Source organism: Pseudonocardia sp. McavD-2-B (genome assembly GCF_024124365.1).
Lineage (GTDB): Bacteria > Actinomycetota > Actinomycetes > Mycobacteriales > Pseudonocardiaceae > Pseudonocardia > Pseudonocardia alni.
Genome location: NZ_JAMXSG010000073.1, coordinates 1 through 22,177 on the forward strand (window position 1 = coordinate 1; position 22,177 = coordinate 22,177).

The 22,177-nt window shown below is 74.5% G+C and carries 26 protein-coding genes; 9 read left to right on the top strand and 17 right to left on the bottom strand.

Annotated features, from left to right (window positions below; all coding sequences use genetic code 11):
* Positions 1-658: hypothetical protein (locus NH602_RS12325; protein WP_253067898.1), on the top strand; the 658-nt coding region annotated here is incomplete at its 5' end.
* A gap of 71 nt (positions 659-729) precedes the next feature.
* Entirely contained in the window at positions 730-924 is a 195-nt protein-coding gene (locus tag NH602_RS12330; protein WP_226356320.1) for a hypothetical protein, read from the top strand.
* Between the two features lie 57 nt (positions 925-981).
* On the opposite strand, the gene NH602_RS12335 is transcribed toward NH602_RS12330, so the two are convergent.
* The 16 genes from NH602_RS12335 to NH602_RS12410 all read right to left on the bottom strand — a co-directional run bounded on the left by NH602_RS12335 (position 982) and on the right by NH602_RS12410 (position 13,455).
* The gene (locus NH602_RS12335) at positions 982-1,944 is read right to left on the bottom strand and encodes a DNA polymerase domain-containing protein (RefSeq protein WP_253067899.1); all 963 of its coding nucleotides are present in this window, start codon (positions 1,942-1,944) and stop codon (positions 982-984) included.
* Between the two features lie 3 nt (positions 1,945-1,947).
* On the bottom strand, positions 1,948-2,922 hold the full coding sequence (locus NH602_RS12340; protein WP_253067900.1) for a glycine betaine ABC transporter substrate-binding protein: 975 nt from the start codon (positions 2,920-2,922) through the stop codon (positions 1,948-1,950).
* A gap of 159 nt (positions 2,923-3,081) precedes the next feature.
* The gene (locus tag NH602_RS12345; RefSeq protein ID WP_253067901.1) at positions 3,082-4,053 is read right to left on the bottom strand and encodes a glycine betaine ABC transporter substrate-binding protein; all 972 of its coding nucleotides are present in this window, start codon (positions 4,051-4,053) and stop codon (positions 3,082-3,084) included.
* A 54-nt stretch (positions 4,054-4,107) separates the two neighbouring features.
* Entirely contained in the window at positions 4,108-4,914 is an 807-nt protein-coding gene (locus tag NH602_RS12350; RefSeq protein ID WP_073577090.1) for an ABC transporter permease, read from the bottom strand.
* Entirely contained in the window at positions 4,911-5,984 is a 1,074-nt protein-coding gene (locus NH602_RS12355) for an ABC transporter ATP-binding protein (protein ID WP_374210155.1), read from the bottom strand. The genes NH602_RS12350 and NH602_RS12355 overlap by 4 nt, the downstream gene beginning before the upstream one ends.
* Positions 5,977-6,660, bottom strand: coding sequence for an ABC transporter permease (locus tag NH602_RS12360; protein ID WP_073577088.1), 684 nt, complete (start codon positions 6,658-6,660; stop codon positions 5,977-5,979). The genes NH602_RS12355 and NH602_RS12360 overlap by 8 nt, the downstream gene beginning before the upstream one ends.
* 410 nt (positions 6,661-7,070) lie before the next feature.
* Positions 7,071-8,651 (bottom strand): alpha/beta fold hydrolase, encoded by a 1,581-nt coding sequence (locus NH602_RS12365; protein ID WP_253067902.1) that lies wholly within the window; start codon positions 8,649-8,651, stop codon positions 7,071-7,073.
* A 51-nt stretch (positions 8,652-8,702) separates the two neighbouring features.
* Positions 8,703-9,455 (bottom strand): 3-hydroxybutyrate dehydrogenase, encoded by a 753-nt coding sequence (locus NH602_RS12370; RefSeq protein WP_161152849.1) that lies wholly within the window; start codon positions 9,453-9,455, stop codon positions 8,703-8,705.
* Between the two features lie 67 nt (positions 9,456-9,522).
* Positions 9,523-10,200, bottom strand: coding sequence for an alkaline shock response membrane anchor protein AmaP (locus NH602_RS12375; protein WP_253067903.1), 678 nt, complete (start codon positions 10,198-10,200; stop codon positions 9,523-9,525).
* Positions 10,200-10,748, bottom strand: a complete 549-nt coding sequence (locus NH602_RS12380) for a DUF6286 domain-containing protein (protein WP_253067904.1) — start codon at positions 10,746-10,748, stop codon at positions 10,200-10,202. Before NH602_RS12380 ends, NH602_RS12375 begins: the two co-directional genes overlap by 1 nt.
* Positions 10,749-10,792: 44 nt before the next feature.
* The gene (locus NH602_RS12385; protein WP_179760309.1) at positions 10,793-11,221 is read right to left on the bottom strand and encodes a hypothetical protein; all 429 of its coding nucleotides are present in this window, start codon (positions 11,219-11,221) and stop codon (positions 10,793-10,795) included.
* On the bottom strand, positions 11,218-11,394 hold the full coding sequence (locus tag NH602_RS12390) for a hypothetical protein (protein WP_168172228.1): 177 nt from the start codon (positions 11,392-11,394) through the stop codon (positions 11,218-11,220). Before NH602_RS12390 ends, NH602_RS12385 begins: the two co-directional genes overlap by 4 nt.
* Positions 11,391-11,738 carry a hypothetical protein gene (locus tag NH602_RS12395; RefSeq protein WP_179760307.1) on the bottom strand — a complete coding sequence of 116 codons (348 nt, stop codon included), beginning with the start codon at positions 11,736-11,738 and terminating at the stop codon, positions 11,391-11,393. Before NH602_RS12395 ends, NH602_RS12390 begins: the two co-directional genes overlap by 4 nt.
* Before the next feature lie 18 nt (positions 11,739-11,756).
* Complete coding sequence (locus tag NH602_RS12400; protein WP_246352639.1) at positions 11,757-12,137, bottom strand: hypothetical protein; 381 nt, start codon at positions 12,135-12,137, stop codon at positions 11,757-11,759.
* 2 nt (positions 12,138-12,139) lie between these two features.
* A complete protein-coding gene (locus tag NH602_RS12405) occupies positions 12,140-12,634 on the bottom strand; it encodes an Asp23/Gls24 family envelope stress response protein (protein WP_062402422.1) in 495 nt (164 codons plus the stop codon).
* A 98-nt stretch (positions 12,635-12,732) separates the two neighbouring features.
* Positions 12,733-13,455, bottom strand: coding sequence for a dihydrofolate reductase family protein (locus NH602_RS12410; RefSeq protein WP_253067905.1), 723 nt, complete (start codon positions 13,453-13,455; stop codon positions 12,733-12,735).
* A 204-nt stretch (positions 13,456-13,659) separates the two neighbouring features.
* On the opposite strand from NH602_RS12410, the gene NH602_RS12415 reads away from it, so the two are divergent.
* From NH602_RS12415 to NH602_RS12430, 4 genes are read left to right on the top strand one after another with little or no spacing between them, the layout of a single operon-like run.
* On the top strand, positions 13,660-14,640 hold the full coding sequence (locus NH602_RS12415) for an iron ABC transporter permease (RefSeq protein WP_202417136.1): 981 nt from the start codon (positions 13,660-13,662) through the stop codon (positions 14,638-14,640).
* Positions 14,637-15,737: an iron chelate uptake ABC transporter family permease subunit gene (locus tag NH602_RS12420; protein WP_179760306.1), complete on the top strand. Its 1,101-nt coding sequence runs from the start codon at positions 14,637-14,639 to the stop codon at positions 15,735-15,737. Before NH602_RS12415 ends, NH602_RS12420 begins: the two co-directional genes overlap by 4 nt.
* The gene (locus tag NH602_RS12425) at positions 15,734-16,630 is read left to right on the top strand and encodes an ABC transporter ATP-binding protein (RefSeq protein ID WP_179760305.1); all 897 of its coding nucleotides are present in this window, start codon (positions 15,734-15,736) and stop codon (positions 16,628-16,630) included. Before NH602_RS12420 ends, NH602_RS12425 begins: the two co-directional genes overlap by 4 nt.
* Positions 16,631-16,638: 8 nt before the next feature.
* A complete protein-coding gene (locus tag NH602_RS12430) occupies positions 16,639-17,862 on the top strand; it encodes a PLP-dependent aspartate aminotransferase family protein (protein ID WP_253067906.1) in 1,224 nt (407 codons plus the stop codon).
* Here NH602_RS12430 and NH602_RS12435 read toward each other — a convergent pair.
* Positions 17,852-19,000 (bottom strand): acyl-CoA dehydrogenase family protein, encoded by a 1,149-nt coding sequence (locus NH602_RS12435; RefSeq protein ID WP_253067909.1) that lies wholly within the window; start codon positions 18,998-19,000, stop codon positions 17,852-17,854. The genes NH602_RS12430 and NH602_RS12435 overlap by 11 nt on opposite strands.
* An 84-nt stretch (positions 19,001-19,084) precedes the next feature.
* On the opposite strand from NH602_RS12435, the gene NH602_RS12440 reads away from it, so the two are divergent.
* The 3 genes from NH602_RS12440 (at position 19,085) to NH602_RS12450 (ending at position 21,857) form a co-directional block, all read left to right on the top strand.
* Entirely contained in the window at positions 19,085-20,191 is a 1,107-nt protein-coding gene (locus tag NH602_RS12440) for an alpha/beta hydrolase (protein ID WP_253067907.1), read from the top strand.
* Between the two features lie 242 nt (positions 20,192-20,433).
* Positions 20,434-21,096 (top strand): FadR/GntR family transcriptional regulator, encoded by a 663-nt coding sequence (locus NH602_RS12445; RefSeq protein ID WP_073577080.1) that lies wholly within the window; start codon positions 20,434-20,436, stop codon positions 21,094-21,096.
* Positions 21,093-21,857 (top strand): creatininase family protein, encoded by a 765-nt coding sequence (locus tag NH602_RS12450; RefSeq protein ID WP_179760301.1) that lies wholly within the window; start codon positions 21,093-21,095, stop codon positions 21,855-21,857. The genes NH602_RS12445 and NH602_RS12450 overlap by 4 nt, the downstream gene beginning before the upstream one ends.
* Positions 21,858-22,177 lie beyond the last annotated feature (320 nt).

A 22,177-nucleotide genomic window follows, 5' to 3' on the forward strand; every position in this document is an offset into this window, starting at 1 on the left:
CGCCGGCACCGCGCTCGCCGCCCCGCCGACGGCGCCCGCCCCGGCGGGCCCGGCGCCCGCCGCGCTGCCCTACGGCCCCTACACCTGCAAGAGCGGCTTCGTGTGGCGGGAGATCGGGCCGAGCGACCCGGTCTGCGTGAGCGTCGCCTCGCGCACCACCGCCCGCGCCGAGACCGCGGCGGGCCCCGCGAACCGCGCCGGGTCCGGACCGTACGGCCCGGACACCTGCAAGCCGGGCTTCGTGTGGCGGGAGGCCCAGCCCTCCGACCACGTCTGCGTGTCGTTCTCCGGCGCGGCCCGGGACCGGGTGCGGAGCGAGAACGGCAACGGCGTGCTCAACCTCGCCGACCCCGCCGGCGTCCCGTACGGACGGGTGTCGATCACCAACAGCCGTGACCAGCTGTCCTGCTACATGTACGGCAGCGGGCGGGCCACCCCCGGCGCCGAGCAGTGGTTCTGGAGCGTCGGCGTCCCCGGGTACGGCACGATCCGGGCGGGCGTCGCGCGGGCCGACGGGGCCGGGGTCGTCCCGTCGACGACGCTGCGCGACGTCTACCGCAACGGCAACGGTCCACCGGGGATCCCGGTCGTCGTCGCCGACACCGCCACCGGGGTGGTGACCCGCGCCGGCACCACCAACTCCTACGGCAACTGCTGAGCCCACGCCCCGCCCGGCCCCCTCGTCCGACGGGGCCGGGCGGGGCACCCGGGGTGGCACAATCGTCTGCCATGTACGCGGTCCTCGACGACGGCCCCTACGCAGGCGAGCAGGTGCGCATCGACCCCGACGCCACCGGCCGTCCGCCGCGGACGATCGAGCTGTCCGACCCCGGCGGGGACCCGAGGGGCTACGTCCTGATCGGCCCGCACGCCGACGCCGACCGCTGGATCTACCGGCGCGCCCGCGGCGACGTCGACGAGTGATCACCGGTTGTGGAGCGCAGCGTCCGCGAGGCGGGCCGGATCCTCCACAACGGGTGATCACTCACCGCGTTCGCGGGCGCGCTTGCGGCGCTTCCCCTCGTGCATGGCCGCGACCCGCGGCACCGGGATCGCCCGGCCCTCGGTGAGCAGGACCTCCGGCAGCGGGGCCGGCGCGGGACGCAGCTCCGCCCAGGTCGGACGGCCCGCGAGCAGCCCGGCCACCGTGCCCACCGTGAAGTCGGCGGGCGTGACCCGGTCCAGCTCGTCCCAGGTGAGGGGGAACGACACCGGCAGGCCGGGGCGGGCGCGCGGGCTGTAGGGCGCGGCGAGGGTGGCTCCGCCCACGCGCGTCGGGTCGAGGAAGACCCGGCCGCCGCGGTCGTCCCGGATGAACGCGGTCGTCGCGACGTCGGGGGCCAGCGCCGCGGCACGGGCGCACACCGCGCGGGTCGCGGCGAACGCGTCCTCGACCGGGAGCGGCTCCGACAGCGGGACCACCAGGTGCAGGCCGGTCGCGCCGCTGGTCTTCACCGCGGCGGCGAGGCCCAGCTCGGCCACCGCCGCCCGGACCGGGTGCGCGGCGGCGACGACCCGGTCGAAGCCGGCGCCGTCGGGCGGGTCGAGGTCGACGACGAGCTCGCCGGTGGTCGTCGCACCGTGCGGCACGAGGGTCGGGTGGAACTCGACGGCGCGCTGGTTGCCGAACCACAGCAGCGTGCGGCGGTCGTGGCAGAGCGGGTAGTGCACGGTGCGCTGCGACGAGTCCGCCCACACGTCCACGGTCGGGATCCAGCCGGGCGCCCCGCGCGGGAGGTTCTTCTGCATGAACGGCGCCTGGCCGGGACGGGCCCGCACCACCGACAGGGGCCGGTCGGCCAGCGCGGGCAGCAGCAGCGCGGCGACGGCGTCGAGGTGGTCGAGCAGGGCCCGTTTGGTGACGCCGGCGCCGTCGAAGGCCTCGGCGTCGAGACTGGTGAGCTCCACGCCGTCGCGGACCTCGTCGACCTGCCGGCGCGCCACGGCTCAGCTCCCGATGAACCCGCGCTCGGCCAGCCAGGCCCGCGCGACGTCACGGGGGCTCTGCCCGCCTGCGGAGACCCGGCCGTTGAGCTGCTGCATGGTCTGCTGGTCCAGGGCCGCGGTGATCGGGGCGAACAGGTCGGCGACCTGCGGGGCCCGGTCGAACACGTCGGCCCGGAAGACCGGGACCGCGCTGTAGGTGATGTGGTAGCCGCGGTCGTCGGTGAGGACCTTCAGGCCCAGCGCCGGGATGCGCCCGTCGGTGGCGGCGACCTCGCCGAACAGGCAGACGCCGTCGGCGGTGGACTGGAAGATCAGACCCTGTTCGAGGGTCTCGCGGCGGTCGCGGGGGAGCTCGAAGCCGTAGGCGCGCTGGAGCCCGGCGAGGCCGTCGGCGCGGGAGGCGTACTCGGTCTCGACGCAGACGTCGCCGGGCTGTCCGGAGCGGACGTAGGCGGCCATGTCGCTGATCGTGTTCAGGTTCAGCCGCGCCGCGATCGCCCCGTCGACGACGAAGGAGTACGTGTTGTCGAACCCGGCGCGGTCCAGCCACACCACGCCGTTCTGCGCACGGTCGCGGGTGCGCAGGTCGGCGAGGACCTGGTCGTCGGCGAGGGTGCGGGTCTCGCGCAGGTACGACGCCCACGCCGTGCCGGTGTACTCCCAGTAGGTGGAGATGTCCCCCGACAGCAGCGCCTGCCGGGTCACGTCGGAGCCCCCGACGTTGCACCGGTCGGTCACCGACGCCCCGGCGGACTCCAGTGCCGCGATCGAGATCTGGCAGAGGATCTGCTGCTCGTCGAAGTTCTTCGACCCGACGACGTAGGTCCGGCCGGACAGGTCGACGCGCGGGGCGAGCGACCCGGCGGAGGCCCGCGGCCCACCTCCGGCGAGCCCGGTGCAGCCGCCTGCCAGCAGCGCGACGGCGAGCAGGGCCGGGACCAGCGTCCGCAGCCTGCGGCCGGGGAAGGGGCTCACGGGATCGTCCTGGTTCGCGGGGATGGGTGGTCCGGCCAGCCGACCACGATCCGTCCGTCGGCGCAACGCCCACGCACACACGGTGATCGACCCGGAACACACCGCGTCCCCGCACCCGGTGGAGCGGGGGCGGGGACGCGGTGGGCGTACCGGGACACCTCAGCCGATGAAGCCCTGCTGGGTCAGCCACTCACGGGCGACGTCGCGCTCGTTCTGGCCGAAGGAGGACACCTTGCCGTTCAGGTCGAGGATGGTGTTGTAGTCCAGGGCCTGGGCGATCGGCGCCAGCACCTGCCGGACGGCGGGGTTGGCGTTGTAGACGTCGGCCTTGATCGTCGGCGCCGCGTTGTAGGTGACGTGGTACTTCTTGTCGTCGTCGAGGACCTTGAGCTTCAGGCCCGGGATGCGGCCGTCGGTGGTGAAGACCTCGCCGAACAGGCACTTGTTGTCGGCGGTCGCCTGGTAGATCACGCCGGTGGCGAGCACCTGCGGGTTCGGTGCGGTGAAGCCGTAGGTCTTCTCCAGGCCGCGCAGGCCGTCGTCACGCGAGTTGTACTCGGTCTCCACGCACACCGAGCCGGCCGGTGCCTTGCCCGACTTGATGTAGTCCGCCATCTGCGACAGCGTCGTGATGCCGAGCTCCTGTGACTTCGCCTCGGTCATGGCGAAGGCGTAGGTGTTGTTGAAGTTGGCCTTGTCCAGCCACTGGATCTGGTTCTGCTGCAGGTCCCGCTGGGCGACGAGGTCGTAGAGCTCGTTGTCGTCGGTGATCCGGCGGGTCTCCTTGAAGAACGACGCCCAGGCGGTACCGGTGTACTCCCAGTAGATGTTGATGTCCCCGGCCAGCAGTGCCTGGCGGGTGACGTCGGTGCCACCGGTGTTGCAGCGGTCGGTGACGTTGCCGCCTGCCGACTCGAGCGCGGCGACGGTGATCTGGCAGAGCACCAGCTGCTCGTCGAAGTTCTTGCCGCCGACGACGTAGTTCTGTCCGCTCAGGTCGCCGGCCTGGGCCAGGGAGCCGCCGGAGGCCGAGGGGCCGCTGCCGCTCAGGCCGCCACAGCCCGCCAGGGCGAGCGCCGCGGCGGCGGCCATCGCCGTCAGGGCGAGACGCCGGGATCGTCCGAACTTCACGTGTCCTCCAGGGAATGCGGTACTGCGGGGATTCGGGGGCGAGCGGGGCCCGCGTCAGCCGGCGTTGCGGCGGACGGCGTACTCGGCGAGACCGGCGAGCCAGTCCACGATCAGGGCCAGCGCGGCGACGATGGTCGCCGCGACGAGGGTTCCGGTGGGGCGGCCGAGCTCGAGCATGCCCTTGATCGGCTCGCCGAGACCGCCGGCGCCGACGTAGGTGGCCAGGGCCGCGGTGCCGACGTTCAGTACGAGCGCGACGCGGACACCGGCGACCATGACCGGCGTCGCCAGCGGCAGCTCGACGCGCAGCAGGGTCTGCCGCGCCGACATCCCGATGCCGCGGGAGGCCTCGATCAGCGCCTTGTCGACCTGCTGGAGCCCGACGACGGTGTTGGTGAGCACCGGCAGCAGCGCGGCCAGCGCGAGCGCGACGACGGCCGTCGGCAGGCCGAGACCGAGCGGGGAGAACGCGAGCAGCACGATCACACCGAACGCGGGCAGCGCCTGCATGAACCCGGTGAAGGCCAGGATCGGACGCTGGATACGACGCGCGGACGGGCGGCTGATCGCGATGCCGGCCGGGATCGCCACGATGATCACGACGAGGGTGGACAGCCCGGTCAGGATCAGGTGCTCGCCGAGCCGCTGCCCGAGCGAGGACGCGTTGATGACCGAGGCCTCGACGCCGTCGAGCCCCTGGGACGCGGCGTAGACCAGCACCAGCACCACGCCGGCGACGGCGATGAGCGGGTTGACGACGAGCGACCGGTCCAGCCGGCGGGTCCGGCGGACGACCGGCTCGGCCGAGGGCGACCCGGACGGCTCGGCCGCGCCGGTCTCCTCGGCGGCGGGGGCGCTCATGAACCGGCCTTGGTCTTGAGGCCCTCGACCAGGTCGCGCCACCAGAGCGCGCCCTGCAGCTGCTGCTGCTCGTCGACCACACCGACCAGCTCGGTCTGGGAGTCGAGCATGACGTCGACGGCGTCGTAGACGGTGCCGGTGCGCGGCACCGTCACCAGCTTCGGCAGGTCGGCGGTGCCCGGCAGGTACGCCCAGCGCACCGGGCGGCCCTCGGCGTCGGCCTCGTAGGTGGGGGAGCCGTTACGGGCGGCGGTCCCGTCGAGGTCGACCGACTGCAGCTCCAGGCGGGACAGCTCCAGCAGCGACAGCCGTCGCACCGCGGCACCGGAACCGACGAACTCGGCGACGAAGTCGTTGGCCGGGTGGGTCAGGATCATGTCGGGCGTGTCGTACTGCTGCAGCGCGCCGCCGGGCCCGAACACCGCGATCCGGTCGCCGAGCTTGACCGCCTCGGTGAGGTCGTGGGTGACGAAGCAGATGGTCTTGGCGATCTGCTGCTGCAGCTCCAGGAACTCGTCCTGGATGCGCTCGCGGGTGATCGGGTCGATGGCGCCGAACGGCTCGTCCATCAGCATCACCGACGGGTCCGCGGCGAGCCCGCGGGCGACGCCGACGCGCTGCTGCTGGCCGCCGGAGAGCTGGCGGGGGTAGCGGTCGCGGTAGGTCTTCGGCTCGAGCCCGACCAGGTGGAGCAGCTCGTCGACCCGGGCGGTGATCCGGTTGCGGTCCCAGCCGAGGATCCGCGGGACGACGGCGATGTTGTCGCCGATCGTGAAGTGCGGGAACAGGCCGACCTGCTGGATGACGTAGCCGATGCGGCGGCGCAGCTCGTCGGCGTTGACGTCGGTGACGTCGTCGCCGTCGAGCAGGATGCGGCCGGTGCTGGGCTCGATGAGCCGGTTCATCATCTTCAGCGTGGTCGTCTTGCCGCAGCCGGACGGCCCGATGAACATCGAGATGGTGCCCTCGGGTACGTGCAGGTCGAGTTCCTGCACGGCCGGGGTGGTGGACTTCGGATAGGTCTTGCTGATGCCTTCGAGGGCGATCATCGGCTTGCCGGAATCAGACACGGATCCCCCTCGGGGTGGTGAAACGCTGCACGATCCAGAAGACGAGCTCGTAGACCGCAGCCACGACGAGGCAGCCGAGTGTGGCCGCCAGAACCTGGTTGAACGAGTTGACCGATCCCAGCCGTTGCAGGCCGAGGAAGAGCGAGGAGCCGAAGCCCGGGCCGTTGATGGCGCCGGCGACGACCGCGATACCGATGATGATCAGAACGGCGACCCGGATGCCGGACAGGATCACCGGCCAGGCCAGCGGCAGCTGGATGGTGAACATCCGCCGGACCGAACCCATCCCCATCCCGCGGGCGGACTCGAGGACGGCGTCGTCCACCGAGGAGAGCCCGGCCACGACGTTACGCAGCACCGGGTAGATCGCGTAGATCGTCAGCGCCGTCAGCGACGGCGTGACGCCGAGCCCCAGGATCGGCTGCAGCAGACCGAACAGCGCCAGCGACGGGATCGTCAGCGCGGCGGAGAACATGATCAGCAACGCCTCACGGGAGCCCGCCCGGACCGGCCGGCTCCACGACTCGGGAGTCAGCCGATTGGTGTGCAGCAGGGTGCCCGCCACCAACGAGATCACGACCGCGATTCCGACCGAGATCGCGACCAGCAGGAAATGCTGCTGGCCGTAGAACACCAACTGGTTCAGCTGGCTGCCGACATAGGTGAAGAAATCCACCGTGCTCCTTCCGCCCGGGGTCCGTGCCCGCCGCTCGGGGCAGGGGCACGGTCCTTCCGCACCACTCGTCGTCGGGTCCGTTCGGCGTTACACCCACCCGAACGACGTGACCGGGAGTTCGCGTACGCCCACCGGTGCGGTGGGCACGACCTGCGGTCTCCCGCTCGCCGGACGGAGCCTAGCCGCAGAACGGCGGCACCGGTAAGCCGAACGGACCGTTCCGCGACGATGGCGTAGCCATTCCGGAAACGTTTCGTACGCCCGTTGTCGCAGGTGAGGATGGCCGACAACGCTGTTCCCGCAACCGCCCCGGAAAACGGCGGATACGCAATCGTGACCTTCTGCGCCGGTTTCGTCGCATCCCGACCACGGTCTGGACCTACCCAGGGTGAGCCGCCCGGAGCACGGGGTTACGGAGGGCAGACCACGGGCTGGGAGGGCGCCCGGCCGGTCAGCAACGCCCGGTCGACGACGTCGGTGACGCACGGGGTGCGCGGGTAGGCCCCGGTCCCGCTGCCCTGCCAGCGCACCAGCCGCCCCGTCGCGAGCTGCTGGGCGGTCCGCTCGGCACCGCTCTGCGGCGACTGCGGGTCCTGCGCGGTCCCGATCACGACGACCGGGGGCGGGGGAGCGCCCCGCGGCGCCGCCGGGGTGACCGGTCCACCCGACGGCCACGGCCCGCAGGCCACGAGCTCCTGCGCCGCCGCGACCCCGAACAGCGGGAAGCGCTGCGCCCACTGCCCGGCCAGGTCCGCGGCCTCACCGGGGGTGACCCGCACCCGGCTGTCGTTGCAGCGGGTGGCCAGGGTGGCGTCGAAACGGCCCTGCGGACCCCCGAGCGGGGCGAGGATGCGGACCAGCCCCGCCGGGTCGCCGTCGCCGGCCGCGACCAGCGCGGACTGCAGCTCAGGCCAGCGCGCGGGCTGGGACATGACCGACCGGACCGCGCGCAGCGTCGCGCCCGCGGTGACCGCGTCGCCGTCGCCGACGGGCAGCGCGGTGCGGGACAGGCGGAACACGAGCTCGTCGACGTAGCCGCGCGGGTCGGGACCCAGCGGGCAGGTCGGCGACGCGGTGCAGGCCCCGGCGAAGGCGTCGAAGGCCTTCTCCGCCGCCGCGGTCGTGGTCTCGGTCCGGGCCGGCTCGTCGAGGGTGGGGTCACCGGGCCCGTCGAGCACGACCCGCCCGACGGAGCCCGGGTGGGCGCCGATCCAGGCGGCCGCCGCGTCGGCACCGTCGCCGACGGCGAGCAGGTCCAGCCGGGCCGCGCCCAGCACGGACCGCAGCGACTCCAGGTCGTCGGCACCGCTCGCGGCGCGGTAGCTGGTCAACGTGCCCGACAGCAGCAGGTTGCAGTCCTGCACGACCTCACGGGCCCGCTCCAGCAGTGCCGTCATGGCGGCCTCGTCGCGGCGGTCCGGTCCGGCGTCGAGCAGAGCGGCGCGGGCGTCGACCGGGGCGCAGTCGAGAAGGTCCTCGCCGGTGCCGCGGCGGTCCACGCCGATCACCTGGTAGCGGTCGAGGACGGCGGCGGGGAGCCGGGCGGCGAGGCTCACCGCCGCCCGTGCGGACCCGTCGGTGCCGGTGTCACCCAGCACGACCAGCGCCGGGCGCCCGTCCGCCGCGCCGGGTGTCGTGACCCGGGTCAGGCCGAGCCGGGCCGGGCCCAGCTCGGGACGGTCCCGGTCGGCGGGCACGGTGAGCCGGGCGCAGCCGACGGACAGCACGCGCCCGGCGGGCAGTGGGGTGCCCGCCGTGGTCAGGGCCGCGGCCGTGTCGGCGGTGCAGTCGGTGAACCCGGTGGTGCGGACCGGGTCGGAGTCGGGCAGCAGGTCCGGGTCGGCGGGCGGGCCCGCGGCCGACGTCGGGGGAGCGGCAGGCAGCTGTTCGCCCCGCACGGCCACCGGCGGCCGCTGCGACGGCCCGACGGCGCACCCGGCGAGCAGCAGTACGGCGAGCAGCAGGACCCCGAGCACACTCCACCGCCGCACGAGCACCGATCATGCCGGTACCGGGGTGTGGCCGCGGTGAGCGCCGCACCCCTACCGGGCGGTCCAGCCGCCGTCCTGGGACAGCGACGTGCCGGTGATCGACGCCGACGCCGGCCCCCACAGCAGCGCGGCCAGCTCCGCGGTCTCGGCGGGCTCGATCAGCCGCTTCACCGCCACCGGGGTGAGCATGATCCTCGTGACGACCTCGTCCTCGGAGATCCCGTGCGTGCGGGCCTGGTCGGCGATCTGCGCCTCGACCAGCGGCGTGCGCACGTAGGCGGGGTTGATGCAGTTGCTGGTCACGCCGTGCTCGGCGCCCTCCAGCGCGGTGACCTTCGACAGGCCCTCCAGGCCGTGCTTGGCCGAGACGTAGGCGGACTTGTACGGCGAGGCCCGCAGGCCGTGCGCGGAGGAGATGTTCACGACCCGTCCCCAGCCACGGGCGTACATGTGCGGCAGCGACCGGCGGATCAGCCGGAACGGCGACTCCAGCATCAGGCGCAGGATGTTCGAGAACATCTCCGGGTCGAACTCCTCCAGCCGCGAGACGTGCTGGCGGCCGGCGTTGTTGACCAGGATGTCGACGTCGGTGGGCAGCTGTTCCACGGCGTCGAGGTCGGACAGGTCGCAGCCCAGCGGCGTGACCAGGTCGCTCTGGGCGGCCAGTGGGGCCACCCGGTCCTCGGCGAGGTCCACCGCGTACACCTTCGCCCCGTCGGCGACGAGCCTGCGGGCCACGGCGGCCCCGATCCCGCTGCCCGCCCCGGTGACGAGGGCCGTCCTGCCGTCCAGCACTGCGCTCATGCCGACGACCGTACGGTCGCCGACCGGCCCGGCCCCTGTGAGCCGGGTCACGGACCCGGCCGGTGGGTCAGGAGACCCGCGGGCGGTCGTCGCGGCGGGCCTCGTCCAGCTCCAGACGGACCGCGACGGGGAGGTCCGCCATCCCCAGCGCGTCGCGGATCCCGGGCAGGATCTCGGCGTCGAGGCGGCGGCAGATCTCGGCGACCTCCCCGTCGGCGACGTCCTCGCCGACCCACACGGTGGCGCGCACCGCGGGCGCGGAGGTGCTGCCGACCATCCGGGCGCGGGCCCGGGTCACCCCGGGCAGCGTGGCGGCCCCGTCGGCGACGGCGTCGGCCGCGGCGGAGGCGCCGATCCGGATCTCGGTGTCCGGGCCGCCGTCCAGGACCAGGTCCGGCCGGGTCTCCGGGCGCAGCGACCGCGCGGTCCACCAGAGCCCGAGCAGCACCAGCACCAGACCGGCCAGGATCGCGACCAGGCGGGCGGCGGTGCCGTTGGCCAGCAGGAACTGTTCGACCACCGGGTCCAGCAGCGGGCGTTGCGGGCGGCCCTGCCCGAAGACCCCGGTCACCAGCAGCACGGTGAGCACGCCGACGGCGAGCAGCACCACGCCGAGCAGGACGAGCCCGCCGCGGGCGCCGCCCGCGGAGCGGTACTGGGCGCGTCGCGCGGTCCGGGCGGCGCGGCGCGGGTTCGGGCCGGAGGTCCCCGGCGTGCTCCCCGTCGAGGTCACGGCGTCGGCCATCACTGCACTCCCTTCGAGCCCGGCTGCTCCGGGGTGGCGCGCACGGTCAGGCGCGGGCGCCGCGCGAGGGGCAGCGCGTCGAGGACGCCGGAGGCGGCACCGCGGGCGGCCTCGCGCAGCGCGTCGGTGTCGCCGCGGCCGCGGGCGTTCACCACGACCGACCGGGCCGATGCGGTCACCGACGCGGCGGTCACCGGGTCCGCGGCCCGGACCCGGGTGCCGACCAGCCGGGCCAGCACCCGCGGCGCGGTGACGACGGTGAGTCCGGGCGACGGCGCGTCGAGGGCGACGTCGTGGCGGCGGGCGAACAGCCCGACGAGCAGCAGCACGGCCCCGACGACGATCACCCCGACGGCGATCCAGAGCACCGGCTGGGCGGTCCACAGGGTGTTCTGGACGGTGGTGCGCCAGTCCCGCCAGGGGACGAGCAGCCCGGCGCCGGAGACCCGGCCGACCCAGGCGGCCACCACCTCGACGACGACGAGCGCGCCGATCGCGGCCACCACCAGGCTCAGCAGCGGCGCGAGAACGCGGAGCAGGACACGCACGGGGCCCGGCCTCCCTCTTCCGACTCGTTCAGGATCCGACGGTTCTACTGCACGCGCGGGGAGTCCGGGCGCGGCCGGGCGTCCTCCGACCGGAGGGCCTCGACCTCGACGGACAGGCCGCGCAGCCGGTGCCCGGTGGTGCGACGCAGGTCGGCGTCGATCCGCTCCCGGACGTCGGCGACCGCGGCCCGCACCGACCCGGGGTGGGCCAGGGTGAGCCGCAGCCGGACGTCGACCTCACCGGCGTCGCCGGTCGCGGCGCCGACGGCGGCCCCGACCGTGCCCCGTGCCGGACCGGGCCGTCGGGTCACCCGGGCGGTCGGCCCGGACTCGCCGACGTCGAGCCCGGCGACCCGCCGGGCGCGGTGCCGGGTGGCCGGGGCGGTGTCCGCGGCGTACTCGACGATCGTGCGCAGCACCGCCGGGTCGATCTCCAGGACACCGCGCTCGGCGGGGTCGGGGAGGGTGCTCACCGGTCGCGGCCCCGGCCGAGGCCGGACAGGTCCAGCTCGCCGTCGAGGAGCCGGCCGACGACCAGGCCGATGATGCCGAGCACCAGGGTGATGACGAAGGCGAAGAAGCCGCCGGTGGCACCGGCGACTCCGAGCAGGAGGCCGGCGAGCAGGCCGGTCTGGGTGGCGTTCATGGAATGTCCTCTCCGGGACGGGTGGAGCGGTGGGCGTGCCGGCCGGGCCGGTCGACCCGGGGGTGTGTGCGACGTCGGATGGTGCGGATCAGGGCCACCAGGACCCGGGTCGGCAGCGGCAGGTCCGGCACGATCTCGATCGGTGCGTCGTAGCGGCGGTCGTCCGGGTCGGGCGTCCGGCCGGCGTGCCGGTCGGACGCGAGCGCGCGGAAGTGGGCCAGCCCGGCGCGGAAGACCTCCGGGTCACCGCCGCGGTCGGGGTGGTGGGTACGGACGAACGAGCGGTAGGCCGACCGCTGCGCGGGGGTCAGGCCCCCGTGCCCGCCGGGATCCGGCTCGTCCATCCCGTATCCACCTCCACCTCAGGGGACCTCCACGTCCGCGACCGTCACGTCGACGGGGACCCCGTCGACCAACGGCGCGAGGGACGCCCGCAGCGCCGCGACGGTAGCCGGGATCGGCCGGTCCAGGCGCAGCACCACCCCGATCTCGACCGGTTCGTCGGTACGGCCGACGAGCACGCCGACCAACCGCCGCCCGGACAGCCAGGTCGCGACGGTCCCGAAGGTGCCGCCGTCGAGCCGCACCACCGACGGGTGCGCGACGACGGCCTCGGCGACCAGCTCGGCCAGCGCGGCCGGTGCCGGTTCCCGGCGCCGCTGCGCGGCGACCTCCGCCGCACCGGGCGGACCGGTGACGACGGCGGCGGGGGACCGGGCGTCGGGCGGGGTCGGCTCGGACACCGTCACTCCACGACGCGGCCGGTCGGGGCCGGAGCCACCGGGGCCTCGTCGCGGTTGTCGTCCTCGCCGGCCAGGTGGATGTCGTTCACCGAGATGTTGACCTCGATGACCTCCAGCCCGGTCATCCGCTCGACGGCGCCGACGACGTTGCGGCGGACCGCGGAGGCCAGGTCGGCGATGGCGACGCCGTACTCGACGACGACGTCCAGGTCGACCGCGGCCTGCTTCTCGCCGACCTCGACGGCCACGCCCGCGACGGTGGAGGCGCCGCTGGTGCCGCCGCCGGGGATGCGCTCGCGCAGCGCACCGAAGGCGCGGGACGCGCCGGAGCCCATGGAGTACACGCCCGAGACCTCGCGCGCGGCGATGCCGGCGATCTTCTGGACGACGGACGCGGCGATGGTGGTGCGGCCCTGGCCGGTGCCGTCGGCGAGGCGTCCCGCGGGGGCCGCGGCCGGGGTCGTGGCGGGGGTGGTGGTCGGGGTGCCGGAGGTCATCGGTGCTCCTCTCACGGGCCGGCCCCGGGTGGAGGCCCGCCGCGGTGCGTGTGGTGTCCCCCGTGGGATGCCCGTCCGTGGCCCTCCCTCACGGTGGTTCACTCGTTCGGCGGAGCCGGGGCCCCGGGGGCGGCGCGGACGTAGTGCAGCAGCAGGGTCCCGTCGGCGGCCGCCTCGTGGCCGGCCAGGCGCAGCGCGCGCGGTACGGGCAGGGGCCGCGGCCCGGTCGCGATCCGCCCCTCCGGGCCCCCGACCAGCACCGGGACCAGGGTCAGGCGCAGCTCGTCGACGACGTCGGCCCCGACCAGCGCGCCGAGCAGGGTCGGCCCGCCCTCGCACAGCACGGAGGTGTGGCCGCGGCGGGCGAGCGCGGCGAGCAGTGCGCCGGGGGAGAGGTCGTCGAGCAGCAGGACCTCGGCACCCGCGGCGCCCAGCGCGGCGCGTCGGTCCGCGGGGGCGGCGGCCGTGGTCAGCACGACCGGCGCCGTGACGGTGTCGGTGAACAGCCGCGCACCCGGGTCCAGCCCGGCCGACCCGCTCACGACGACGACCGGCGGGGGCGGCCCGGGCGGCCGCCCGTCCGGCCCGGGGCGGCGTGGCCGGACGCCCCGGTAGTCCTCGTCCCGCGCGGTGCCCGCCCCGACGAGCACGCAGTCGGCCGACCGTCGCAGGGCGCGGAACAGGTCGCGGTCGGCCGGGGTGGACAGGCCACCGGATCCCGCTCCGCCCGCAGTCACGGCCCCGTCGGCGGAGCTGACCATGACCGCGGTGACCCGCGGCCGGACGGGCGGGGGACCGGACGCGGAGGGTTCGATGGGCACCGCCCGAGCATCCCGCCGTGCGGGCGGCGTGACGCACGGGGGTGTTCTGTCGTAGGGCAGCCTCACTTATGGTGAGCGGAGCCGCACCGGACGGGTGGGCATCCGGTCGAGCAGGGGGCCACGAGCAAGGTGAACGCGATCCGCGTCCGACCACCGTCGGTGGAACAACCGGCGCCCCCACGGCGGTCGCTCCGGCGCAGGCGGTTGCTCGGCCTCGCCGCCCTGACCACGGCGCTGCTGCTCGCGGTACTCGCCAGCATCGCGATCGGGACCAAGGTCATCCCGGTGAACGAGGTGTTCTCCGCGCTGGTCGCCCCGACCGGCAGCGAGAACGACGTGGTCATCCGTTCCCTGCGGATCCCGCGCACCCTGCTCGGGGTACTGGTCGGGATCGCGCTCGGCCTGGCCGGCGCGCTCGTGCAGGGCTTCACCCGCAACCCGCTCGGCGACCCCGGCCTGCTGGGCGTCAACGCGGGTGCGGCGTTCTTCGTCGTCCTCGGCATCTACGTCTTCGGTGTCAGCACGCTGTTCGGCTACGTCTGGTTCGCCTTCGCCGGGGCGCTGGTCGCCAGCGTCGTGGTGTTCGTGATCGGCACCCGGGCACCCGGCGGCGCCACCCCGGTGTCGCTGGCCCTGGCCGGTGCGGCGGTCAGCTTCCTGCTGCAGGCGGGTACGTCCTCGGTGGTGCTGCTGGACGAGACCAGCCTCGACGCCTACCGGTTCTGGGTGGTCGGCTCGCTCGCCGGGCGCGACGCCGCGGTCGGTGGCCAGGTGGTGTGGTTCATCCTCGCGGGCACGGCGCTGGCGCTGGCCAGCGCGCCCGCCCTCAACGCGCTCTCCCTCGGCGACGACGTCGCCACCTCGCTGGGGCACTCGGTCCGCCGGACCCGGGTGGTCGGCGTCGTCGCGATCACGCTGCTCGCGGGGGCGGCCACCGCCGCCTGCGGGCCGATCGTGTTCCTCGGACTGATCGTCCCGCACGTCGTCCGGGTGTTCACCGGGCCCGACCACCGCTGGCTGCTGCCCGCCTCCGGGCTCGCCGGGGCGGTGCTGCTGCTGCTCGCCGACGTCGTCGGACGGGTGGTGGCCCGCCCCGGTGAGCTGCAGGTCGGCATCGTGGTCGCGTTGATCGGCGGGCCGTTCTTCATCGCGCTCGTGCGCCGTCGCAAGCTGGGGGCCGTGTGAGCACCGTGACCGAACCCGGCCCGCCGAGCACGGTGGCCGTCCCCGGCCGTCGCGCCGTCCGCGCGGGCCGCTTCTCCGGCGTGCTGCGCATCCGCACCGCGGTCGTGCTGCTCGCCTGTGCCGTCGCGCTGGTGCTCGCCGCCGCGGTCAACATGGGCCGCGGCGACTACCCGATCGCGATCACCGACGTGCTGGCGACGCTGTTCGGCGGCGGTGACGCCGGTCAGCAGCTCGTCGTGCTCGAGCTGCGGCTCCCGCGCACCCTGGTCGGTGCGCTGGTCGGCGGCGCGCTGGCCGTCTCGGGCGCGATCCTGCAGTCGGTCGCCCGCAACCCCCTCGCGAGCCCGGACATCATCGGCGTCCAGTGGGGCGCCAGTGCGGCGGCGGTGTTCGTCATCGTGCTCGGGGGTGGCGTGGCCGGGGTCGGCGGCGCCTTCGCCTCGCTCGGCATCCCGCTCGCCGCTCTGATCGGCGGGCTCGTGTCGTCGGCCGCGGTGTACGTCCTGGCCTGGCGCAAGGGCATCCAGGGCTTCCGGCTCGTGCTGATCGGCATCGGGATCCAGGCCGTGCTCGTCGCCGCGGTGCAGTGGCTGCTGACCGTCGCCCAGATCTACCAGGCCGCCCAGGCCCAGGTCTGGCTCAACGGCAGCCTGAACGCGCGCAGCTGGAACGAGGTCGTCCCGCTGTCGATCTCCATGCTGGTGCTCGTGCCCGCGGCGCTGGCCCTGGTGCACCTGCTCGGCGCCCTGCGCTTCGACGACGACACCGCCCGCGGCCTCGGCGTGCGGGTGAACGGCGCCCGCACCGCGCTGCTGCTCGTCTCGGTCGGGCTCGCCTCGGTCGCGACCGCGGCCGCCGGGCCGATCGCCTTCGTCGCACTGGTCACCCCGCAGATCGCGCGCCGGCTCTGCCGGGTCGGGACCCCGCCGATCGGGGTCTCCCTCGTGCTGGGCGCGGCACTGACCGTGTCGTCCGACCTGATCGCCCGCACCGCACTGGGGTCCGTCGAGCTCCCGGTCGGCATCGTGACCGCGGTGCTCGGCGCCCCGTTCCTGCTGTACCTGCTCGCCCGCACCCGCCAGGAGGCCCGTCGATGAGCACCGTCGAGGACATCAGCGTCGCGGAGGCCACCACCTCCCGGACGACGACGGCGGGCGAGCCCGTCCGTCCCGGTGTGGTCCGGCTGTCGGCCGAGCAGGTCACGCTCGGCTACGGCGACCGCACCATCGTCGACGGGCTCGACCTGGAGGTGCAGCCCGGCGCGGTCACCACCGTCATCGGCCCGAACGGCTGCGGCAAGTCCACCGTGCTGCGCGCGCTGGGGCGGCTGCTGCCCGCCCGGACCGGTCAGGTGCTGCTCGACGGCAAGCGGATCGACCGCACCCCGACCAGGGAGGTCGCCCGGGTGCTGGGGATCCTGCCGCAGTCGCCGCTGGCGCCCGAGGGGCTGACCGTCGGCGACCTCGTCGCCCGCGGGCGGCACCCGCACCAGGCCTGGTACCGGCAGTGGTCCTCGGACGACGAGCGCGCCGTCGCCGAGGCGCTGACCTGGACGGGCCTGTCCGACCTCGCCGAGCGTCCGGTCGACGAGCTGTCCGGTGGCCAGCGCCAGCGGGCCTGGATCTCGATGGCCCTGGCGCAGCAGACCGACCTGCTGCTGCTCGACGAGCCGACCACCTTCCTCGACCTGGCCCACCAGGTCGACGTGCTGGAGCTGGTGCGGCGGTTGCAGTCCGAGGCGGGCCGCACCGTGGTGATGGTGCTGCACGACCTGAATCTCGCCGCCCGCTACGCCGACCGGCTCGTCGCGATGAAGGACGGCCGGATCGTCGCGGCGGGGTCGCCGGCCGAGATCGTCACCGAGGAGCTGCTGGCCGAGGTGTTCGGGCTGCGGGCGCGGGTGCTGCCCGACCCGGTGACCGGGACCCCGCTGGTCGTGCCGGACGCGGGTCCGTCGCTGCGTGCCCCGGAGCCGATCGCCGAGGCATGATCTCCGGCGTGACCTCCGGCGACCGACCGCCCTTCCTCGCAACCCGCGCGGTGCACGCGGGCAACGACGTCGATCCCGGGACCGGTGCGATCCGCCGCCCGATCGTCGCGGCCAACTCCTACGCGCTGCCCGAGGACCCCTCCGAGCTGGACTGGTCGGGCACCGCGACCCGGCTCTACACCCGCAACGGCGGGGCGAACCAGGGCTGGCTGGAGGACAAGCTCGTCGCCCTGGAGGATCCGCACGGGGTGTCCCCGGGCGGGTGCGCGGCCGTCGCGCTCGCGTCCGGGGTGGCGGCCCTGCACGCGGTGTTCTTCACGTTCCTGCGCTCCGGTGACCACGTCGTCAGCTCCGACGTCACCTACGTCGCCACCCACCGGCTGCTCACCGAGCTGCTGCCGGCCCGGTGGGGGATCACCGCCACCCTGGTCGACTCCTCCGACCCGGACGCGGTGCGCGCCGCGATCCGTCCGGAGACCCGGCTGGTGCACGTCGAGACCCCGGCGAACCCGACGACCCGGATCACCGACGTCGACGCCGTCGCCGCCGTCGCACACGAGGCGGATGCCCTGCTCAGCGTGGACGCCACGTTCGCGACCCCGGTGCTGCAACGGCCGCTGGAGCGGGGCGCGGACCTCGTCGTGCACTCGCTGACCAAGTACGTCAACGGCCACGGCGACGCGATGGGCGGCGCCGTGCTGGGCCGCCGCGAGCTGGTCGAGCGGATCCGCGCCGACGCGATGGTCGACGCCGGGGGAGTGATCAGCCCGTTCAACGCCTGGCTGATCACCCGCGGCGCGGTGACCCTGCCGATGCGGATGCGCGCGCACTGCGCCGGCGCGCAGCAGGTCGCGGAGTACCTGGAGTCCCGCCCGGAGGTCGCGTACGTCGCCTACCCCGGGCTGGCGTCGCACCCGCAGCACGCGCTCGCGACCCGCACCCTCGACGGCGGGTACGGCGGCATGCTCGCCTTCGCCCTGGCCGGTCCGCCGGAGCTGCAGAACCGGTTCGTCGCCGCACTGCGCGTGATCACCTCGGCGGTGTCGCTGGGCCACGACGAGTCGCTGATCGTGCACGTCGGGGCGGGGGGCCAGGGGCGCGCGGCGCACTTCCCGCCGGAGTTCCGCCGCTGGGGGCACCTGCGGCTGTCGGTGGGGCTGGAGGACCCGCGCGATCTCGTCGCCGACATCGCGCGGGCCCTGGACACCGTCGCGGGCGGCCTCAGCCGATGAGCGAGCGGCCGACGATCTCCTTCATGATCTCGTTCGTGCCGCCGTAGATCGCCTGGACGCGGGAGTCCACGAACGCGCGGGCGATCGGGTACTCGAGCATGTAGCCGTAGCCGCCGTGCAGCTGCACGCAGCGGTCCACGACCCGGTTCTGCAGGTCCGAGCACCACCACTTGGCCTTGGCCGCGTCGGGGACCGACAGCTCGCTCCCGCCGTTGTGCTCGGTGATGCAGCGGTCCACGAACACCCGGGCGATGGAGACCTCGGTGTCCATCTCGGCGAGCTCGAAGCGGGTGTTCTGGAAGTTCGCCACCGGGCGGCCGAAGGCCGTGCGCTCCTTGGTGTACTCCAGCGTCATCCGCACCGCGGCCTCGGCGCCGGCCACCGAGGCGACGGCGATCGACAGCCGCTCCTGGGCCAGGTTCTGCATGAGGTAGACGAAGCCCTGCCCGACCTCGCCGAGCCGGTTGGCGTCGGGCACCCGGACGTCGGTGAAGCTCAGCTCCGCGGTGTCCTGGGCCTTCATGCCGACCTTCTTGAGGCGGCGGCCGCGCTCGAACCCCTCCATGCCGCGCTCGACCACGAACAGGGTGAAGCCGAGGTGCTTGGCGTCCGGGTCGGTCTTGGCGACGACGATCACCAGGTCGGCGAGGATGCCGTTGGTGATGAAGGTCTTGGAGCCGTTGAGGATCCAGTCGCCGTTCGCGTCCTGCTTGGCGTTGGTGGCGATGCCCTGCAGGTCGGAGCCGGTGCCGGGCTCGGTCATGGCGATCGCGGTGATCAGCTCACCACTGCAGAACCCGGGCAGCCAGCGCTGCTTCTGCTCGTCGGTGCACAGGCGCAGCAGGTAGGGCTGCACCACGTCGTTGTGCAGCGGGAAGCCGATCCCGCTGGCCCCGGCGGCGACGATCTCCTCGGCCAGGATCGCGTTGTAGCGGAAGTCGTCGACCCCGCCGCCGCCGTACTCCTCGGGCACCGCGGTGCCCAGCAGGCCGGCCGCGCCCGCGGCGGTCCACACCGAGCGGTCGACCTGACCGTTCTCCTCCCACTGCTCGTGGTACGGGGTGACCTCCTTCGCGATGAAGGTTCGGCACAGGTCCCGGAACGCGTCGTGTTCGTCGTCGAAGATCTCGCGCTGCATGGTCGGCAGTCTCACATACCCGCGGGTAACTCCGGGCGTCTCCACGGGCCGTCGGTGACCCGCGCGTGCCGGTAGGGTGCGCCCGTGGATCTCGTCGACGCCGTCGCCAACGTGTGGGACCGCGCCGTGGTCGGCCATCTCGCCGACCTGCGCCGGATGCCGCGGGACTCCGTGGTCGGCTCGCCGCAGGGGATCCTGTTCCGGTACCGGCCGCTGTCCGGTGTGGACCCCTCCGGCGGTGCACCGGTGCTGCTCGTGCCGCCGCTGGGCGCCCCGGACTTCGCCTACGACCTGCGTCGCGGCTGCTCGCTGGTGGAGCACCTGCTGCAGCAGGGCCGGACCGTCTACCTGATCGACTACGGCCCCAAGTCGTTCTCCGACCGGACCCTGGGCATCGAGAGCTGGGTCGACGAGCTGCTGCCCGACACGATCCGCCGGGTCGCCGAGGAGACCGACGACGAGGTACACCTCGTCGCCTGGTCGCTCGGTGGGATCTTCGCCCTGCTCGCCGTCGCCGCCGCGGTGCAGGCCCGCGACCCGCTGCCGGTGCGCTCGGTCGCCGCGATCGGCACCCCGGTCGACATCTCCCGGGTGCCGCTGGTGGCGCCGATCCGGCCGCTCGCGCAGATCACCGGTGGCCGGCTGATCTCCTCGATCTACCGGGGCGTCGGCAGCTTCCCGGCGCCGATGGTGAGCTGGGCGTTCCAGCTGACCGCGGTGGACAAGCTCGTCACCAAGCCGCTGGCGATCGCGTCGCGGATCGACGACCGGGACTGCCTGGCCCAGATCGAGGCCGTCGACCACCTGATGAGCAACATGCACGGCTACCCGGGCCGGGTGTTCGGGCAGATCTTCCACCTGCTGCTGCGCAGCAACGACCTCGCCGACGGCGGACTGCGCCTGGGCGGGCGCGACGTGGAGCTGTCCGACGTCGGGGTGCCGGTACTCGTCGTCGCCGGGCGGGACGACGTCATCGCCCCGCTGCGGGCGGTGCGCGCCGGCGTGCCGCTGCTGACCGGCAGCCCGGAGGTGCGGTTCACGACCTCACCGGGCGGGCACCTGGGCGTGCTGACCGGGCGCCGGGCCCGGGACACGACCTGGCCCGAGCTCGACCGGGCCCTGGCCGACTGGGACGCCGCCGCGGACGCCCCCGACGACGCCGACGGCCCGGCCGCCGCCGCCGGGGCCTGACCGGCCCGCTCCGACCACTGCCGCCCGAGCGGCCCGGTTCGTCCGCCGCCGACGGCGCCTCGCCGTCCCCGGGCCGTCCGCAGACCGCCCGCACGGTGATCCGGAGTTCGCGCGGTGATCCGCGGTCCGCGTGCGTCCGGACGCGCGCGCCCAGCGGATCAGCGCGCGGAATCGCGATCACCGGCGTGCGGAGGCGGCGGGGAGGGTTGACCGGTCAGGTCTCTAAGTGATTTAGTCACTTTATGACCGCAGGGGAGACGCTGTCGGAGCGCCTGGCCGACGACATCATGGACATCATCCGGACCGGGAACCTCGGCCCGGGGGACCAGCTCGCGTCCTCCCGCGACCTGGCGCGACGGTTCGAGGTCACCACCCCGACCGTCCGCGAGGCGCTGCGCCGCCTGGAGGCCACCGGCGCGGTGGAGTTCCGGCACGGCTCGGGCACCTACGTCGGCGCCGGGGTCGGGCGGCGGCTGCTCGCCAACCCGCACCGGCCGTCCCGGACCCCCGACGGCGTGCACGAGCTGATCCGCGCCCGGCTCGTCCTGGAGCCGCCGATCGCGGCCGCCGCGGCCCGGGAGCGCGACGCCGCGGGGCTGGCGATGCTCGCAGAGAGCGTCACCAACGCCCTGCACCCGCCGGTCGGTGACCTCCGTCCGGCCGTGCACTTCCACGTCGCACTGGCCGCGACCAGCGGCAACGCGCTCCTCCGGGAGACGGTGGAGGCGCTGCTGCACGTCCGTGCGCACGACCAGGTCGAGATCCGGCATCGCTACGACGACCGCGAGCGCGACCACGCCGAGCACGTCGCGCTGCTCGAGGCCGTCCGTGGGGGCGACCCCGACCTGGCCGATCGGCTGTGTCGCGAGCATCTCGCCTCCATCGCCGCGGCGGTGGGCGCGTGAGCACGCGGCGCCTGGGGGAGATGACGACGGTCGAGGCCGCGGCCGCCGTCGTCGACAGCCCGGTGGTGCTGCTGCCGGCCGGGGCCTTCGAACAGCACGGGCCGGGACTGCCGCTCGCGACGGACCTGATCCGCGCCGAGGCGGTCTGCGACCGGGTCGCCGAGGCACTGGGCGGCACCGCCGTCGTCGGGCCGTCGTTGCCGGTCGGGGTGTCGCCGCACCACCTGGCCTTCGCCGGCACGATCAGCCTGACCACCACGACGTTCGCCACGCTCGTACGCGAGTACGTCGACGGCCTGTACCGGCACGGCTGGCGCCGGATCTGCGTGGTCACGGGGCACGGCGGGAACGACGCCACCCTCGCGACGGTCGCGCAGGACCTCCTCGCGGCCCGTCCGGACCTGCAGTTCGCCTGGAGCCCGCTCACCACGCTGGCCGCCGACGTCGTCGCCGCGGCCGGGCCGCCCGAGGTCAGCGGGCACAGCGGGCAGGCCGAGACGGCGCAGATGCTCGCCGTCGCACCGCACCTGGTGCACACCGACCGGCTCGCGGCCGGGACCACCCGGCTCGCCGAGCTCGACGCCTTCGGCGCACTGGCCCGCCGGCGCGGTGGTCCGAGGCTCACCGCGCCCTACGACCGTCTGTCCGGCAACGGGGTCCTCGGCGACCCCCGCCGGGCCGATCCGGAGCACGGGGAGGCGATCGTCGCCGCGATCGTCGACCGGATCACCGACTTCGTCACGGCCTGGCTCAGGGCCTGACGCCCCCTCCGACCCGCACGGACCCACAGCACTCCCGCGGTGGCGCCACCCGGTGCCCCCGTCGCACGACCCTGCCCGCGACCCGGGCGGGGCCACAGCACCGGCCGTCGACGACGCCGTCCGAAGGGAACCCCATGTCCGCACCGAGACCGTCCGCAGCGACACCGCCCGTTCCGGGACGCCCGAGCGTGGGCGCGACGCGACGTCCCGGGGGACGCCGCCTGCGTGCCGTGGCGGCGGCCTGCCTGGCCGCGGCCGCTCTGACCACCGGCGCCGCCGTCGCCCCGACACCGTCCGACGCCGCCGTGGCCCCGACCGCA